Below are 18,622 nucleotides of genomic sequence, written 5' to 3'. Positions count from 1 at the left end.
AGGCCTTTAAAAAATAGCGCCGCAGGATCAAGCGTAGGGGTGGAATGGTTCACGAAGGAGCGAAGCGTCCGCCTTTGTTCCCGGGTTTTGACCGCGGCGCGGGCCAAAACGAATCAGAAAAACCGGGGAACAACCCGCGGCCGGAGGAACTATCCACACCGAAGCAAGCGTCCCAAGGCTACAGCAACTTTTTTTAACAGCATAAAGCATTTATCCCGTTCATTACTGAGGAGGAACATCAGATCATGATCAAAGCAACCGTATATGTCACTATTAAACAAAGCGTACTCGACCCGCAAGGCGTAGCTGTTCAAGGAGCCCTGCACTCCATGGGATTTAACGAAGTGGAAAGTGTACGGATCGGTAAAGTCATGGAACTGAATCTGGATACAACAGATCGTGTGGAAGCGGAAAAACGATTGAAAGTGATGTGTGAGAAGTTGCTCGCCAACACCGTTGTTGAAGATTACCGCTACGAATTGGAGGGTTAATCTCATGAAATTTGCAGTTCTTGTGTTCCCTGGCTCCAACTGCGACATCGACTGTTACAAGGCGGTAGAAGATGCGATTGGACAAGAGGTTGATTATGTATGGCATACGGCTACGGACTTGTCCGCGTATGATTGCATTCTGGTTCCGGGTGGTTTCTCTTACGGAGACTACCTGCGTTGCGGAGCAATTTCCCGTTTCGCACCCGTAATGAACGAAGTGGCTAAAGCTGCAGAGCAAGGCAAATATGTACTGGGCATCTGTAACGGATTCCAGATTCTGACGGAAGCAGGTCTGCTCCCGGGAGCATTGATCCGCAACACGTCCCTGAAATTCCGTTGCCATGACACGGTGCTGAAAGTGGCTAACGCAGACACACCTTTCACACGCGACTACGCACCAGGCGAAGAGATTGTTATTCCGATTGCTCACGGTGAAGGTAACTATTACTGTGACGAAGAAACACTGGCAAGTTTGCAAGCAAACAATCAGATTGTATTCACATATGGCAACAACCCGAATGGTTCCCTGGGTGATATCGCAGGGGTTTGCAACGAGGCGGGCAACGTAGTGGGCATGATGCCGCATCCAGAGCGTGCAGTGGATTCACTGTTCGGCTCGGAAGACGGCAAACGGATGTTTACATCAATTTTGAAAGCATGGAGGGATCGGCATGACGCAGCAGCTATCCGCTAAGGAGCCAACAGCAGAACAGGTCGCAGAACATAAACTATACGCACAGATGGGCGTGTCTGACAGCGAGTATGAGCTGATCTGTGAGTTCATGGGCCGCAAGCCAAACTACACGGAAATTGGTGTATTCAGCGTTATGTGGTCTGAGCACTGTGCCTACAAAAACTCCAAGCCACTCTTGCGTCGTTTCCCGACAAGTGGTCCACGTGTCCTGATGGGACCGGGTGAAGGTGCCGGAATCGTGGATATCGGTGACAACCAGGCCGTTGTTTTCAAAATTGAAAGCCATAACCACCCTTCCGCGGTAGAACCTTATCAGGGGGCGGCAACAGGTGTAGGCGGCATTATCCGTGATATTTTCTCCATGGGTGCAAGACCAGTAGCGCTTTTGAACTCCCTTCGTTTCGGTAAGCTGGAGAGCGATCGCGTAAAATATCTGTTCGAGCATGTGGTAGCGGGTATTGCGGGATACGGTAACTGTATCGGGATTCCGACCGTTGCAGGTGAAGTGATGTTTGATGAGAGTTATGAAGGCAATCCGCTCGTGAATGCGATGTGTGTGGGTCTGATCGATCATGACAAAATCCAGCGCGGTGTAGCCAAAGGTGTAGGTAACCCGGTTTATTACGTTGGCCCACCAACAGGTCGTGACGGTATTCACGGTGCAACGTTTGCATCCGTTGAGCTGACCGAAGAATCCGAGTCCCAGCGTACAGCGGTCCAAGTCGGTGATCCATTCATGGAGAAGCTGGTTATGGAATCCTGTCTGGAATTGATCGATACGGGCATCGTGCTCGGTATTCAAGATATGGGTGCAGCAGGTCTGACGTGCTCCAGTGCGGAGATGGCAAGTAAAGCAGGTAACGGTCTGGAGCTATATCTGGATCAGGTGCCGCAGCGTGAAGAAGGCATGACACCTTACGAGATGATGCTTTCGGAGTCTCAGGAGCGGATGCTGTTTGTTGTTGAGCCGAAGGATGAGGCGCAGGCGATGGAAATTTTTGAACGTTGGGGTGTCATCTGTGCCAAAGTTGGTAAAGTTACAGACGATGGTCGTCTGAAACTGATCCACCACGGCGAAGTGGTTGGCGATATGCCTGTAACGGCTTTGGTTGACGAGTGCCCGGTATATGACAAGCCATCTTCTGTACCTGCGTATTATGAAGCGAGTGCTTCCATCGACACGCTTCGTTATGACGAAGTGTCGGATCTCGGCGGTGCATTGAAACAAGTGCTGGCTTCCCCGACGGTGGCGAGTAAAAAATGGGTCTATGACCAATATGACTATATGGTGCGTACAAGCACAGCCGTTCGTCCAGGTTCGGATGCAGCAGTGGTGACGATTCGTGGCACGCGCAAAGGTCTTGCGATGACAACGGACTGTAACGGTCGTTACGTTTACCTTGATCCTGAGGTAGGTGGACGTATTGCCGTAAGTGAAGCAGCGCGTAATATCGTATGTTCCGGTGCGGAGCCGCTCGCAATTACGGATAACCTGAACTTCGGTAACCCGGAGAAACCGGATATTTTCTGGCAAATGGAAAAAGCCGTGGACGGTATGGCGGAAGCTTGCCGTGTGCTGGATACACCGGTCATCGGTGGTAACGTGAGTTTGTACAATGAAAACGCCAAAGGCTCCATCTATCCAACGCCAGTGGTCGGTATGGTAGGTCTCGTTCATGATACGGATCATATCACGACACAAGCATTCAAATCCGAAGGTGATGTCATTATCCTCCTCGGTGAAACCAAAGCGGAACTCGGCGGCAGCGAGCTGCAATACGCCGTACACGGCGTGACCGAAGGGCGTCCGCCGGAGCTGGACCTGAACACGGAGAAGGCGTTGCTCAGCACCGTGCTGGAAGCCATCCAATCCGGACTTGTTCGCTCCGCGCATGACTTGTCCGAAGGTGGTCTGGCGGTTGCACTGGCAGAGTCTTGCATCAGCGGTAACGTAGGCGCGCAAGTGAATGTAGAGACTGCACTCCGTGCAGATCATGCACTGTTCAGTGAGAGCCAATCCCGTATTCTGTTGTCGGCTTCTCCAGAGCAAGCGAGTAAACTGGAAGCTTTCGTACGTGAACGCGGAGTGCCAGCAGCTGTGATCGGACGTGTTGAAGGAAGTAACCTGACGATTGAATTGAACGGAACATCAGCCGTGAACGAACCTGTAGGAGGTTTGGCTAAGGTCTGGGAGGATGCGATTCCATGTCTCATGAACTGATGACGGAACCGTTGTGGACAGGCGATTATTATAACGAAGGGTCCGGCAAGGAAGGACTCGATAAATTAAAGGAAGAATGCGGCGTATTCGGGGTGTATCGGCACCCTGATGCGGCTTCCCTTTCTTACTACGGTCTGCATGCCCTGCAGCATCGCGGGGAAGAAAGTGCAGGCATGTGTGTAAGCGACGGCACACAGTTTAACTATCACCGCGGTATGGGACTCGTGAAAGAAGTGTTCACCAAAGATCTGATGCAGACACTCACAGGTGATATTTCGATTGGTCATGTACGTTATTCGACAAGTGGAGATAGCAAATTGACCAATGCACAGCCGCTCGTATTTAAATACCGCGATGGCGACCTAGCCGTTGCAACGAACGGCAACATCGTGAATGCACCAACGATCCGGCGTGAGCTGGAGCAGAGCGGTTCTATTTTTCAGACGACGAGCGACACTGAAGTTATTGCTCACTTGATCGCACGTTCTTCGAAAGGTCTTGTTGAGGCGGCAAAAGATGCATTCCAGCGTATCGTCGGTGGTTATGCCTTTCTGATCATGACAAATGATAAGTTGTTGGTTGCTTCTGACCCGCATGGGCTTCGTCCACTAACGATGGGTAAGCTTGGGGACGCGTACCTGTTTGCGTCTGAAACTTGTGCACTTGAGACGATCGGCGCAGAGTTGATCCGTGACATAGAGCCAGGGGAACTGCTTGTGCTGGATGCAGACGGATTACATGAAGATCGTTTCGATGATCATAAACACCGCAAGGCACTTTGTGCGATGGAATATATTTATTTTGCCCGACCTGATAGTGATATGAACGGTGCTAATCAGCATGCTGCTCGTAAACGCATGGGTAGTCGGATGGCCATTGAGGCGTTTGTGGATGCGGACTTGGTTACGGGGGTACCAGATTCCAGCATCTCGGCGGCGATTGGATACGCTGAACAGACAGGTATTCCATATGAGATGGGTATGATCAAAAATAAATACACTGGACGTACGTTTATCCAGCCAAGCCAGGAACTGCGTGAGCAGGGCGTGAAGATGAAGCTCAGCGCCGTGCGCCGTGTCGTGGAAGGTAAGCGTGTAGTGATGATCGATGACTCGATCGTACGTGGGACAACATCCCGCCGGATTGTGAATATGCTGCGTGACGCAGGGGCAACGGAAGTGCATGTGCGGATTACTTCGCCGCCATTTAAGAATCCGTGCTTCTATGGTATTGATACACCGGATAGCCGTGAGCTTATTGCATCTGCTCTGTCCGTTGAAGAGATTTGCCGTGAGATCAATGCAGACTCTCTCGCATTCCTCAGCCCGGACGGACTGATTGCTTCCATCCAGGGAGATAATCAGGACGACTACAAAGGCGGATTATGCCTGGCATGCTTCGATAATGACTATCCGACGCGTCTTGACTTCGACGGTGAAGAGAAGTTTGGCTGCAGCTGTTAGGAGGCAAGGCTTATGGGAAGAAAAAGCTATAATGAGGGCGATGTTTTTCTGATTCCAATGCATGATGGACGGTTTGCCGTGTGTCAGGTGATATGTGCACTGAGAGACCGCTTCAAAAAGGCATTTTCATTCGGCGTGATGAGCATTCAGCGTGACGAAACTGTAAGTTTGGAAGACGGCGAATTCCTTATCTATTCTTATGGCAAACGTAAGAGCAACGTGATCTTCACGTCACCCAAGTTACTGAAAGATGGAACTTGGAGCATTATTGGTAACATCCCGCTGACTCCGGCGAAAAAAGAATTGCAAGTATTCCAGTGTGCTGGTGCGGTATACAACGGTGACGAATACATTCGAATGGTTCCACCAGAAGAGTACAGTCAGTACATTACAATGGGTGTAGCGGGATTTGAATTGGTACAGATTCATCTATTAGAGATGAGTAGCAATAAATGAGTTGGAATTTTGATTTACACATAAACGGAGAGGACAGAAAAAAACCTGAAGAAGCGAAGCTAAAAGCTTTCTGAAAGAAAGCTACATCGGAAGCATAGGCTGTGCCTTTATCACCGGATTTTCCCTTTAAAAAAAGGGAATCAAAAAATCTGGGGATAACCGCTACTCTCCAGGTTATTCTGTCATCGGAGTGTACGGTGTAAATATTTTCAACTCAATTTATATAAGATACGAAGGGTGTGAGGGTTGTGTCCGAAGCATATAAAAAGGCCGGCGTCGATATCGCGGCAGGAAACGAAGCGGTTGAACGGATGAAAAAACACGTAAAGCGTACCTTTCGTCCGGAAGTGATGACGGATTTGGGTGGATTTGGTGCCCTGTTCGGATTGAACAAAGACAAATATGATGAGCCGGTATTGGTTTCCGGTACAGATGGTGTGGGAACCAAGCTGAAAATTGCTTTTGCCATGGATCGTCATGACACGATTGGTATCGACGCAGTAGCGATGTGTGTCAACGATATCGTTGTACAAGGAGCAGAGCCACTCTTTTTCTTGGACTACCTCGCTTGCGATAAGGTCATCCCGGAGAAGATTGAAGCGATCGTTGCGGGTATTGCGGAAGGCTGTCATCAGTCCGGCTGTGCGCTCATCGGCGGGGAAACAGCTGAGATGCCGGGTATGTACAGTGAAGGTGAGTATGATATCGCAGGTTTCACCGTGGGTATCGTGGACAAAGCAAAAATCATTAATGGCACAACCATCGCACCTGGGGATACGGTCATCGGCCTCGCTTCCAGCGGCGTGCACAGTAATGGATTCTCTCTAGTTCGCAGATTGCTGCTTGAAGAAGCTGGCTTGGATCTGCACTCCGAAGTGACAGAACTGGGTGGCAAACTGGGCGATGCCCTGCTGGAGCCAACGAAAATTTATGTAAAACCATTACTGTCCCTGCTGGAGAATGTCAAAGTTAAAGGGATGGCGCATATTACTGGCGGTGGATTCATCGAAAATATCCCGCGTATGCTGCCAAGCAACGTGAACGTAGATATCAATTATGGTTCATGGCCGATCCTGCCAATCTTTAATCTTTTACAGCAAAAAGGCGATGTATCGAGCCGTGATATGTTCACGACGTTTAACATGGGTATCGGACTTGTCTTGGTTGTGAACGAAGCGGATGCAGCAAAAGCATTGGAGCAACTAAAAGCTTCCGGTGAAGAGGCGTACATCATTGGCCGTGTAACTGAAGGAGATGCGCGAGTAACCTTCACGGGAGCGGATGTTTAATGACGAACTACCGCATTGCTGTATTTGCCTCAGGGACGGGGAGCAACTTTCAGTCTCTGGTTGATGCAGCACGTAATGGTGATTTGGGTGCATCGGTGGAATTACTCGTCTGTGATAAACCTGCTGCACGCGTTGTGCAGCGAGCACAGGATGCAGGAGTAGACTGCCATCTGTTTACGCCCAAAGCGTATGATTCGCGTGAAGCATACGAGGCAGAAATTATTGAAGTGCTTGAATCCAAACAGATTGATCTGGTTGTGCTGGCGGGTTATATGAGACTGCTGACCTCCGTAATGGTTGAGCGTTACGCGGGTCGACTGATCAACATTCATCCATCGCTCCTGCCAGCCTTTGCTGGCAAAGATGCGATTGGACAAGCACTTGATTATGGTGTGAAAGTGACAGGTGTAACCGTTCATTTTGTGGACGGCGGCATGGATACGGGGCCGATTATAGCCCAGCATCCTGTGCCTGTCCAACCAGGGGATACGGCGGAAACGATCAGCAAAGCTATCCATGCTGCCGAACAGCAGTTATACCCTGAAGTGGTGTCCTGGTTCGCGCAAGGCTTGGTTCAATTAAACGGACGCCACGTCACCGTTACCAAACCGGTTTGATATAAGTTGAAATTTTTTTCGCACATGAACGGAGAGAACAGAAATAAGCTGGAGAAGCGGAGCGTTCGCCTGAAAGCTTTCTGAAAGAAAGCTACATCGGAAGCATAAGCTTATTACTTGATTTTTACCATTATAAAATTGTTCAAAAAATCCAGGAATAACAGCGATCAAAAGATTATTCTGTTCTCGCAGTGGCTCAGTGTGGGAATCGTTTATCAACTTATATAACAGAAGTCGATAATTGGTACGCATTTTGTGATATTTCTCGGGAAATAAATCGGCTGTGTTTCGTCAGGAAACGCGAAGCTTATGGGATAATAAAGGAGGAGCATATTGTGAGTATCAAAAGAGCGCTGGTCAGCGTATCGGATAAAACAGGCATCGTGGACTTTTGCCGCGAGCTGTCGCAAATGGGTGTGGAGATTATTTCGACAGGAGGTACAAGTAGCCTGTTGTCGAAGGAAGGCGTACCTGTCATCGGAATTTCGGACGTAACCGGGTTCCCGGAAATTATGGACGGACGTGTCAAAACATTGCATCCGGCAGTTCACAGCGGCTTGCTTGCTGTTCGTGATAACGAAGAGCATACACGCCAAATGCAGGAGCTTGGTTTGGGTTACATCGATCTGGTTGTTGTGAACCTGTATCCTTTCCAGGAAACCATCGCTAAACCGGATGTAGCCTATGAAGATGCGATTGAGAACATCGATATTGGTGGTCCAACGATGCTTCGTTCAGCGGCTAAAAACCATGCTTTTGTTAGCGTTGTTGTTGATGCGGCCGACTACAGTCAAGTGCTGGAGGAAGTGCGCAGCGGCGGAGATACGACGCTGGAAACACGCAAACGGCTTGCGGCAAAAGTGTTCCGCCATACGGCGGCTTACGATGCACTCATCTCCGATTACCTGTCCAACGTTAATGGCGATCCATTACCAGAGCGTCTGACCGTTACTTACGAAAAGCTCCAAGATCTACGATATGGCGAAAATCCGCACCAACAAGCGGCATTCTACCGCAAACCGCTGGCTGCGCAGGATACATTGACTACAGCTGAGCAATTGCATGGTAAAGAGTTGTCTTACAATAACATCAACGATGCCAACGCAGCACTGCAGATTGTCAAAGAATTTGAAGAGCCAGCAGTCGTTGCCGTAAAACATATGAACCCTTGCGGTGTAGGAATTGGCGAAAGCATCTATGAAGCCTACAGTAAAGCTTATGCTGCTGACCCAACATCGATTTTCGGTGGCATTGTGGCAGCAAACCGCATCATCGACAGCGATACGGCGAACAAGCTGAGCGAGATTTTCCTGGAAATCGTACTCGCTCCTGATTTTACCCAAGAAGCACTGGATATCCTGACGAAAAAGAAAAATATTCGTTTGCTCAAAACAGGTGAACTGAACGCAGCTCGCAACCGTGAAAGCCAATTCGTGGTTACATCGATTGACGGTGGTATGATCGTGCAACAATCAGACGTACACTCCATTGAAGCGAGCGAGCTCAACGTGGTTACAGATCGTGCACCTTCCGAAGAAGAAATGAAACAGCTATTGTTTGGCTGGAAAGTCGTTAAACATGTGAAGTCCAACGCGATTGTACTTGCTGCGAACGACATGACGGTAGGTGTAGGTGCAGGGCAAATGAATCGTGTCGGCGCGGCCAAAATTGCAATCGAGCAAGCTGGTGATCAGGCAAAAGGCGCTGTTCTCGCTTCCGACGCATTCTTCCCAATGGGGGATACTCTTGAACTGGCAGCAAAAGCTGGCATTACAGCAGTTATTCAGCCAGGCGGCTCGATCAAAGACGAAGAGTCCATCAAAGTAGCCAACGAATATGGCATCGCTATGGTATTCACAGGCGTGCGTCATTTTAAACACTAGAACAAGTGATAAACAGATTGGAGAGTTATAGGACGAACGGAAGCATTTAAAAAATACTCTCTCATCAAAAAGTGGCAAGTGTTAAAAAGGGGTGTCACCTGTCATGCTGATGACGTATGGGGCACTCCTTTTTTCAGGAAATAGATCAATAAAAATAGATCACTTAATGTTTTTGAAGTGTAGGAACATCACAATCCAGTAAAGCGTGGAGGGAAACAGACGAATGGATATTTTGGTAGTCGGCGGCGGCGGCCGCGAACATGCAATTATCTGGGCACTGGCGAAGAGTCCAAAGGCAGGCAAGATTCATTGTGCGCCCGGGAATGCGGGGATTGCACAGTTGGCAGAGTGTCACCCGATTGCGGTACATGAATTCGATAAACTCAAAGCACTGGCAGTTGAACTAAAAGTAGACCTCGTCGTTATTGGACCAGATGATCCGCTCGCAGACGGCATTGTGGACGCATTTGACTCGACAGGAATCCCGGTCTTCGGCCCACGCCGTAATGCAGCGGAAATCGAAGGCAGCAAAACATTTATGAAGGATCTGCTACACAAATACAATATCCCTACGGCTGCATACGAGAAGTTCGACAACTACGAGCAAGCTCAGACATATTTGGACGGGCAAGCAATCCCGGTTGTTATCAAAGCGGACGGACTCGCTGCAGGTAAAGGGGTTACCGTAGCATACTCTCGTGAAGAGGCGAATCAAGCCCTTCGCAGTATTATGGTTGATAAGGTGTTTGGTGAAGCTGGAGCGAAAGTGATTGTCGAAGAATTCCTCGCCGGACAGGAAATGTCGATTCTGGCCTTTGTTGACGGTGAGACGGTTCGTCCAATGGCTGCTGCGCAGGATCATAAACCTGTGTTCGACAATGATCAGGGGCCAAATACGGGCGGCATGGGTACGTACTCCCCACTTCCACATATTCCAGCCTCCATTATTGAAGAAGCGGTGGAAACCATCATTAAGCCAACAGCGAAAGCAATGGTATCCGAGGGACGTCCATTCCGTGGTGTATTGTTTGCGGGTCTGATGATCTCCCCGGATGGCAAACCCAAAACAATTGAGTTCAACGCTCGTTTTGGAGATCCGGAGACCCAAGTCGTGTTGCCACGTCTGAAAACGGACCTGCTCGACATTTTCTGGGCAACCGTTCATGGTAAGCTGGCTGATCTGGAGATTGAATGGAGCGAAGAAGCCGCTGTATGTGTCGTGCTTGCTTCAGGCGGATATCCCGGCCCTTATGCGAAAGGTGTTGTGATTGAGGGACTGGATCAAGCCCAAGAGGGTGTTGTGTTCCATGCAGGAACAGCGCGTAATGAAGCTGGGGACTGGGTGACAAACGGTGGACGTATTCTCGGTGTTGTAGGCCTAGGTGCTGACATTGCAGAAGCAAGAGCCAAAGCATATGCTCAGGCAGAGCACATTCATTTTGAAGGCAAACATCAACGCTCCGACATTGCTGCCAAAGCTTTGGTGTAACAATTAAGCCAGCCCGTAGGATGGGTACCGCAAGGTATTTGCATCCTGCGGGCTTTTTGCGCGTATTACATATATTATGTGTAAAAAAGACAGCTACAATCCTTAACATAGCCTTGAGAGTGACAATTAGCCGCTATGCCAGTGAGCCTCTGGATCTGTTTGATACCCAAATGAAACGGGTAGTTTTTTAATAAACTGCATTATTCTATAACAGGAGGGCTGTATCAATTCGGAAGAGCCTTTTACATAAAAGCCGGAAATGTAGGTAGTCTGTCTGTAGAAAGATAGGCGATAAATCCATCTCTTAATTACAGGATCACACTGGTTAAAAAGCCAGAGGATAACATACATATAGACTATTCTGTGAACAATAGACTGTAAGCTTGTACCAAACCATGACGTGCAACTGGATGGTTTGGATCAAAACATGATATACTTTTCGGAAACAGGAATCGATACGTTGGGAGGTGGATATCTATTGGGTAGGCGATATTGTAAATTGTCCAAATGGCGAATCTAGGTGGAGTTGATTAAGGAACAATAGACAGCATGAGGGGTAACCCGTTTTGATTGAAGTCGTTTCTACACGTCATTGGCGTTATTGACTTCATCTTGGATTCCTGTTTTAGATTTACAAGGTCATTATGCGACTTATACAGAAGTGATCATGAACTGATTTTTTTATATATTTTTTAATAGTCACTGGCTCTTGGCATCATACATCAAACAGCGCATGAACAGTTAACGGCATGAACGTTAACACATCACGCTGTAACTATCTTGGAGGTGAATCCCTGACTATCGGGGAAGTCTTTGGACATAATTACCATATTAAATATCGCATTACTTATCATCTTGATTGTACTGACTGCATTTTTCGTTGCGTCGGAGTTTGCTGTTGTGAAGATTCGTACATCAAGGGTAGATCAACTGGTTGCCGAAGGCAATAAAAAGGCAGTGCTTGCTAAAAAGGTCGTCTCGGATCTGGATTATTATTTGTCCGCCTGTCAGCTAGGTATTACCGTTACAGCCCTCGGACTCGGGGCATTGGGTAAACCGACCGTGGAGAGATTATTGTATCCGGTGTTCAGCTATTTTGACGTACCTGCCTCGGCCTCGGCGATTGCTTCTTATGCGATAGCTTTTATACTCGTTACGTTTTTGCATGTCGTTGTTGGAGAGATGGCACCCAAAACGTTGGCGATTCAATTTTCCGAAAAGTTGACTTTGTTACTCTCTCCGCCGCTGTACTGGTTTGGTAAAGTCATGTATCCATTCATCTGGGCACTCAATGGTGCATCGCGTGTAATCCTGCGTGGATTCGGTGTGAAACCTGCCGGACATGATCAGGCTTATTCCGAGGATGAGATTAAGATCATTATGAACCAGAGCTATGAAGGCGATGAGAGTAATCAGACCAAGCTTTCCTATTTGGAAAATGTGTTTGTGTTCGATGAACGTGATGCCAAAGACATCATGGTTCCGCGTACCGAACTGATTACACTGAATCAGGATATGACTTATGACGATATTATTCCTATATTGGATGAGCATAACTACTCCAGATATCCCGTCATCGAGGATGGAGATAAAGACCGCATTATCGGTGTCGTGAATGTGAAGAAGATTTTGCCGGACATGGTTGCGACCCGGGCACATCAATTGAGTGAATTCGTGCGTGAGATCCCATTTGTATCGGAAGTGACATCCATTCAGGATGCGATGATCAAAATGCAACAGGAACGTGTGCATATGGCTGTCGTCGTGGATGAGTATGGCGGTACTTCGGGAATCATTACGATGGAGGATATCCTTGAAGAGCTGGTTGGCGAGATCCGGGATGAGTTCGATGCTGATGAAGTAGCGGACATTCAGGAGACCGGGGAAAACCAGTATCTAATTAGTGGCCGTGTGCTGCTGGATGAACTGGAGCGTCAATTCGGAATTATATTCGAAGGTAATGAAGAGATGGATACGGTTGCCGGATGGATTCAGTACCAGAAGGGTGTCGGTGTGGAAAAAGGAGATACCGTTGAACACGGCGACTATGTCTGGACGGTAGTGGATGCCGAAAACTATCACATCAAGCAGGTGCTGCTTGAACGTGTTAACGGTATTGAGGCCCAAGAAGCCGCCAGCGATCTGGCTTAAACATTTCAAAACTTAATGGAGGTGAATCCCTCACCTGAGGGAAATCATTGGACGGAATAATAGCCTTAAACTTATTTTTAGTAGCTGTATTTATCGGTTTGACCGCGTTTTTCGTAGGAGCCGAGTTTGCTATTTTGAAAGTGCGGATGTCCCGTATTGATCAATTGATCTCGGAAGGCAACAAAAAAGCAGTGGTCGCCAAAAAAGTAGCACATAATCTGGATTATTATCTGTCTGCCTGTCAACTGGGTATTACGATTACTGCGCTCGTACTGGGTGCTTTGGGCGAACCGACCGTAGAGAAAATGTTGCATCCGTTATTCCAGAGTCTGGAAGTGCCTGCTGCACTGTCCACCGTACTCTCTTACGCGATTGCATTGGCATTTATCACCTTCTTGCATGTCGTAATCGGCGAGCTTGCACCCAAGACACTTGCCATTCAGTTTGCTGAAAAGATGACGTTGTTGCTTGCAACACCGCTCTACTGGTTCGGTAAAATCATGAACCCGTTCATTTATGCGCTGAATGGTGCAGCACGTTTATTGCTTAGCATTTTCGGTATCAAACCGGCCGGGCATGATACGGTTCACTCCGAAGAGGAATTAAAGCTGATCATGGCGCAAAGTTATGAGAGTGGCGAGATTAACCAGACGGAGCTGGATTACCTCAAAAACATTTTTGCCTTTGATGAGCGTTTGCTTCAGGAGATCATGATTCCCCGAAATAAAATCGTTACGCTGAATAAAGAAATGCCGCTGGAACAGATTATTGAAGTGCTGAATCAGCATGAGTATACGAGGTATCCTGTCATTACAAACGGGGATGCAAACCATTTTGTCGGGTTTATTAATACCAAACAGACGTTAACGAGTGTAGCTGCGGGCAGAACGTTCAGCATGAACACGTTCATGCACCCAATGCCGAGCTTCTCGGAGCGTTCACCGATCAAGGATGTACTCGTTCAGATGCAACATAGCCGCGTGCATATCGCTTCTGTCAAAGACGAAGCTGGCGCAACGATCGGAATGGTGACCATGGAGGATATTCTCGAAGAGATTGTCGGGGATATCAAGGATGAATATGAGCATAAAGATCTGGTTAATCCACCGAAGAAATTAAAATTGGTGTAAGAATCAGAATCAGAAGTAGGCTTCATTTTGGTGAGATACACGTTATGAAAGACAGGTTCCCGTACTTCGGTTCGGGGACCTGTTTTTTTATGTGAAAAGCAGTTCAGAGCGATACGTTTTAACAAAAACAAACGAGTCTATTTAAGGTTCATTGAAGTAATATCTTAATTTTGAAATAAATGCTTGCATATTACTCGGTTATGGATTAATATGAATTTAAAGAATCTTAATTTAAAGATAAATAACGAAGCTAAAGTAAGTTAATCCTCAGAAGCAGTAAATAAAACAACCGTACAACAACCAAGATAATGAGTAATAAACGAAAACTAAGGGAGTGGAGATTATGTTCAGAACTTCAGGCATTCATCATATTACCGCTTTTGTCGACGACGCACAGAAAAATGTAGACTTCTACGCAGGGGTGCTGGGACTTAGACTGGTGAAAAAAACGATCAACTTTGATGCACCGGATGTGTATCACTTGTACTACGGCAATGAGCAAGGCGCGCCAGGTACGATCATTACGTTTTTCCCGCAGCAAAATTCAAGAAGAGGTGTGATTGGCTCAGGTCAGACCGGAGTTACCGTCTATGCGGTACCGATGGGCAGCCTGTCGTTCTGGAAAGAACGTCTTGCATCCTTCGATATTCCATATGAAAATAAAACGAGATTCGGCGAACAATATATTCGTTTCTTCGATAAAGGGGGATTGCTCCTTGAACTGGTTGAGCGCGAAGGCGGCGAGCCGAGCCAGTGGGCATTTAACGGGGTGACACCTGAGCATGCGATCAAAGGTTTTGGCGGTGCGGTATTGTACAGTCACGTGCCTGAAAAAACGATGGATGTGCTTGTCGGCAAGCTTGGCCTGGAACAGGTTGGAGAAGAGAATGGTCTGATCCGTCTGCGGGCGAGCGGTGATCTGGGACAGATCATCGATATTCAATCGACAGGTATCCAGCGCGGTATCGGTGGTGCAGGAACGGTACACCACATTGCATGGCGTGCCAAAGATTACACGGAGCATGAACAAATTCAACAGGACCTGGATCAAACGGGGTATCATCCAACACCCGTAATTGACCGTCAATACTTCAACGCGGTATATTTCCGTGAACCAGGCGGTATTTTGTTCGAGATTGCGACAGATCCTCCAGGCTTTGCACGGGATGAACCGCAAGAGACGATGGGCGAGAAATTGATGCTGCCTGAATGGTACGAACCACAGCGTGAGCAGATCGAACAATTGTTGCCACCAATTCAAGTACGGGAATGGAAAGGGGAGTCTAATTGATGAGTACAGCGACCATGAAACATATCTACAAAGCAGGTGCGCAGGCAGATGCGGCGACAATATTGTTGCTCCACGGTACAGGTGGAACGGAGAATGATCTGATCGGACTGGCAGAGATGATTGCTCCGGGGGCGGCGATTCTTGGAGTGCGAGGTAACGTTTCCGAGAATGGGATGCCACGTTTCTTCCGCCGCCTTGCAGAAGGTGTCTTTGATGAAGAGGATCTGATTGCACGGACAGCAGAGCTGGGAGCCTTTATCGATGCCGCTGCGGTGGAATATGGATTCGACCGTTCCAACGTGTATGCCCTGGGTTATTCCAATGGTGCCAACATTGCCGCAAGTTTGATGTTCCATCAGGCAGATGTATTCAAGGGAGCAATCTTGCACCATCCGATGGTGCCGCTTCGCGGACTGACACTGCCTGATCTGAAAGGACTGCCCGTGTTCATCGGTGCAGGAGAGAATGATCCAATTGTGCCAAGACGTGAAACGGAGGAACTGGCTTCCCTGCTGAGCGGGGCGGGTGCCGATGTGCATATGCATTGGGAACGTCAGGGGCATCAACTGACACGTACCGAGGCAGAAGCCGCGGCAGCATGGTATACAACACAGGTGTAATACAGGTACAGTACTTGTGGATGTATTGCATCACGAGATCTAGCACATATCGACATATATAAGAAGTTCGCAGGCAGCCTGATCGTTGAGATCGGGCTGTTTTTTCATTTTATTAATCTATATAGGATAACAGCGATTGAAGGTTATTCTGTCATCGGAGTGCACCGTGTAAAATCTTTAAGTTAACTTATTTGCCTCACGAAAAATGAGCACATCTGTTATGTAAACGTGCCAAACCGGGTAAGGATTTGAAATAGTGAGAGTCCACGCAGTATGCTTGTTATATAGCTTCGACACTACACGAATATCATGAACTGGAGGGGTTAATGTGGAACGTAACATCAAAGATTTGGTACAGCAGATGACACTGGAAGAAAAAGCGGGAATGTGCTCAGGGCTCGACTTTTGGCATCTGAAAGGGGTGGAGCGTCTCGGCATTCCATCTATTATGGTAACGGATGGTCCTCACGGATTGCGCAAACAGGATACCAGTGCAGATCACTTGGGTCTGACCGCAAGTGTGCCTGCAACCTGTTTCCCGTCTGCGGCAGGGCTGGCGAGTTCGTGGGATACCGAGCTGGCGCGTCAGGTGGGCGTGGCTTTGGGTGAAGAATGTCAGGCCGAAGATGTGGCGGTACTGCTTGGACCGGGTGTAAATATTAAACGTTCTCCCTTGGGCGGACGGAATTTTGAATACTTTTCCGAAGATCCGCTGTTATCTACTCAGATGGCTACCGCTCATATTCAGGGTGTGCAGAGTCAGGGCGTGGGTACGTCTCTCAAACACTTTGCGGTGAATAACCAGGAAGAGCGCCGTATGTCGATTGATGCGGTGGTAGACGAACGGACGCTGCGCGAGATTTATCTGGCCAGCTTCGAAGGCGCAGTGAAGGATGCACAGCCTTGGACGGTCATGTGTTCTTATAATAAAGTAAACGGTACGTATGCGGGTGAAAATGAGTGGCTGCTGACGGACATATTGAAGGATGAATGGGGCCATGAAGGTCTGGTTGTCTCGGACTGGGGTGCAGTGAATGAGCGGGCGGATGCCCTTGTAGCTGGACTGGAGCTGGAGATGCCAGCAAGCGGCGGTATTGGAGAACGTAAGGTGATCGATGCGGTAGAGAGCGGAAAGCTGCCCATGGACAAGCTGGATCTTGCGGTGGAGCGTTTGCTGACCTTAATTTTCAAAGCGGTGGATCATAAGAAAGAAGGCGCTTCGTACGATAAAGATGAACATCATCAGCTTGCACGTAAAGTGGCATCCGAGAGTATGGTTTTGTTGAAAAATGAAGCCGGGCTTCTTCCGCTAAAGCGTGAAGGTAGCGTAGCCATCATAGGTGCTTTTGCGCGTAAACCTCGCTTTCAGGGAGGGGGAAGCTCCCACATTAATCCGACCAAGGTCGATGATATTGTGGAGGAGATGACTCTTGTGGCAGGCGACGGAGTAACCATCTCGTATGCACCAGGGTACCGGATTGAAGAGGACGATGTGGATGAGACACTGTTGCAGCAGGCTGTTCAGGCTACACAAGCGGCAGATACCGCTGTGGTATTTGTTGGATTGCCGGATCGATACGAATCCGAAGGGTATGACCGTGCCCACCTGCGTCTGCCGGACAACCACATTCGTCTGATTGAAGAGGTTGCCAAGGTGCAGTCTCGTGTAGTGGTTGTGCTAAGCAACGGTTCTCCAGTGGAGATGCCTTGGCTGTCGCAGGTCCAAGCTGTGCTTGAAGCTTATCTTGGCGGACAGGCCGTAGGAGGCGCAATCGCCGATCTGCTCTACGGTGAGGTGAACCCGTCCGGTAAACTGGCAGAGACCTTCCCGGCTAAGCTTAGCCACAATCCGTCCTATCTGAACTTCCCTGGTGAGGCAGATCGTGTGGATTACCGAGAGGGGATCTTCGTCGGTTACCGTTATTATGATAAAAAAGAGCTGGACCCGCTATTCCCTTTTGGATACGGCCTCAGTTATACCACGTTTGAGTACAGCGATTTACAAGTAGATCGCACAGCGCTAACGGATCTGGACGAGGTGCAGGCACAAATACGCGTCACCAATACCGGGGAGCGTGCAGGGAAAGAGATCGTACAGTTGTACGTTAGTGATGTTGAGAGTACAGTGATTCGTCCGGATCGGGAGCTGAAAGCTTTTGCGAAGGTGGCACTGGAGGCTGGCGAGTCCAAAATAGTTCACTTCACGCTGAATAAGCGTTCGTTCGCGTATTACAACGTGGATATGAAAGACTGGCATGTCGAGACGGGGGAGTTCGATATACAGCTCGGTAGCTCTTCGCGTGATATTCGTATGCAGACTCGGGTAAGCGTAGAGTCTACTGCGACGTTCATTCCAACGTATACACGCAATAGTACCCTTGGCGATATTCAGCGCGACCCCGAGAATAAAAAGCTGATTGAGCAGGCTTTGCAGCAATTCCAGGAAGCGAGCGGTTTTGGTGGCGGTGACGATTCCGGTGATCATGATCATGTGGACATGATGAACGCGATGATGAAATATATGCCGCTACGTGCCCTTGTGGCTTTTAGCGGTGGAGCGATGACCGAGGATACGATGAATCAGTTACTGGATCAGATGAATAACAAGGATCACGGCATTCGCGGATAAGAGAATTTCATCCCGATTCTGCTTCATGACCTGTGATCTGTGAAGAAGTAATGAGGCTATGCGCGAGGAAAAGGGCGCGAGGCCGTAAGTTTTATATTGTACGTTCAGCCCCTGCAAGGCTGGGAAGGATACCCGATCCGATGATGGATCGGGTGTTCTTTTTTTACAGGGAAAAAGGTATAATTAGTAATTGATAAT

Annotated in this window: 15 protein-coding genes; all 15 read left to right on the top strand. The window is 48.4% G+C overall.

Annotation, left to right across the window (positions count from 1 at the left end):
* The first annotated feature begins 44 nt into the window (after positions 1-44).
* The 15 genes from BLQ13_RS28580 (at position 45) to BLQ13_RS19915 (ending at position 18,424) form a co-directional block, all read left to right on the top strand.
* Positions 45-197 (top strand): hypothetical protein, encoded by a 153-nt coding sequence (locus tag BLQ13_RS28580; RefSeq protein ID WP_167375797.1) that lies wholly within the window; start codon positions 45-47, stop codon positions 195-197.
* 48 nt (positions 198-245) lie between these two features.
* Positions 246-491, top strand: coding sequence for a phosphoribosylformylglycinamidine synthase subunit PurS (gene purS / locus BLQ13_RS19980; protein WP_090923368.1), 246 nt, complete (start codon positions 246-248; stop codon positions 489-491).
* 4 nt (positions 492-495) lie between these two features.
* Positions 496-1,185: a phosphoribosylformylglycinamidine synthase subunit PurQ gene (gene purQ, locus BLQ13_RS19975; RefSeq protein ID WP_090923362.1), complete on the top strand. Its 690-nt coding sequence runs from the start codon at positions 496-498 to the stop codon at positions 1,183-1,185.
* Positions 1,163-3,406 (top strand): phosphoribosylformylglycinamidine synthase subunit PurL, encoded by a 2,244-nt coding sequence (gene purL, locus BLQ13_RS19970; RefSeq protein ID WP_090923360.1) that lies wholly within the window; start codon positions 1,163-1,165, stop codon positions 3,404-3,406. The genes purQ and purL overlap by 23 nt, the downstream gene beginning before the upstream one ends.
* Positions 3,391-4,869: an amidophosphoribosyltransferase gene (gene purF / locus BLQ13_RS19965; RefSeq protein ID WP_090923359.1), complete on the top strand. Its 1,479-nt coding sequence runs from the start codon at positions 3,391-3,393 to the stop codon at positions 4,867-4,869. The genes purL and purF overlap by 16 nt, the downstream gene beginning before the upstream one ends.
* Positions 4,870-4,881: 12 nt before the next feature.
* A complete protein-coding gene (locus BLQ13_RS19960) occupies positions 4,882-5,325 on the top strand; it encodes an immunity 26/phosphotriesterase HocA family protein (RefSeq protein ID WP_090923357.1) in 444 nt (147 codons plus the stop codon).
* A gap of 248 nt (positions 5,326-5,573) precedes the next feature.
* Positions 5,574-6,614: a phosphoribosylformylglycinamidine cyclo-ligase gene (purM, locus tag BLQ13_RS19955; RefSeq protein ID WP_090923355.1), complete on the top strand. Its 1,041-nt coding sequence runs from the start codon at positions 5,574-5,576 to the stop codon at positions 6,612-6,614.
* The gene (purN, locus tag BLQ13_RS19950; protein ID WP_090923353.1) at positions 6,614-7,231 is read left to right on the top strand and encodes a phosphoribosylglycinamide formyltransferase; all 618 of its coding nucleotides are present in this window, start codon (positions 6,614-6,616) and stop codon (positions 7,229-7,231) included. The genes purM and purN overlap by 1 nt, the downstream gene beginning before the upstream one ends.
* A gap of 335 nt (positions 7,232-7,566) precedes the next feature.
* Positions 7,567-9,114 (top strand): bifunctional phosphoribosylaminoimidazolecarboxamide formyltransferase/IMP cyclohydrolase, encoded by a 1,548-nt coding sequence (gene purH, locus BLQ13_RS19945; RefSeq protein WP_090923352.1) that lies wholly within the window; start codon positions 7,567-7,569, stop codon positions 9,112-9,114.
* Between the two features lie 223 nt (positions 9,115-9,337).
* Positions 9,338-10,603 (top strand): phosphoribosylamine--glycine ligase, encoded by a 1,266-nt coding sequence (purD, locus tag BLQ13_RS19940; RefSeq protein ID WP_090923350.1) that lies wholly within the window; start codon positions 9,338-9,340, stop codon positions 10,601-10,603.
* 813 nt (positions 10,604-11,416) lie between these two features.
* Entirely contained in the window at positions 11,417-12,754 is a 1,338-nt protein-coding gene (locus tag BLQ13_RS19935) for a hemolysin family protein (RefSeq protein ID WP_090923349.1), read from the top strand.
* A 47-nt stretch (positions 12,755-12,801) separates the two neighbouring features.
* On the top strand, positions 12,802-13,884 hold the full coding sequence (locus BLQ13_RS19930; protein WP_090923348.1) for a hemolysin family protein: 1,083 nt from the start codon (positions 12,802-12,804) through the stop codon (positions 13,882-13,884).
* 343 nt (positions 13,885-14,227) lie between these two features.
* Entirely contained in the window at positions 14,228-15,175 is a 948-nt protein-coding gene (locus BLQ13_RS19925; protein ID WP_420848949.1) for a ring-cleaving dioxygenase, read from the top strand.
* A 14-nt stretch (positions 15,176-15,189) separates the two neighbouring features.
* Positions 15,190-15,795, top strand: coding sequence for an alpha/beta hydrolase (locus tag BLQ13_RS19920; RefSeq protein WP_090923416.1), 606 nt, complete (start codon positions 15,190-15,192; stop codon positions 15,793-15,795).
* 328 nt (positions 15,796-16,123) lie between these two features.
* Positions 16,124-18,424 (top strand): beta-glucosidase family protein, encoded by a 2,301-nt coding sequence (locus tag BLQ13_RS19915; protein WP_090923347.1) that lies wholly within the window; start codon positions 16,124-16,126, stop codon positions 18,422-18,424.
* Positions 18,425-18,622 lie beyond the last annotated feature (198 nt).

The organism is Paenibacillus polysaccharolyticus (assembly GCF_900102085.1).
In the GTDB taxonomy this organism is placed as follows: domain Bacteria; phylum Bacillota; class Bacilli; order Paenibacillales; family Paenibacillaceae; genus Paenibacillus; species Paenibacillus polysaccharolyticus.
This window is presented reverse-complemented; position numbering and strand designations above follow the sequence as displayed.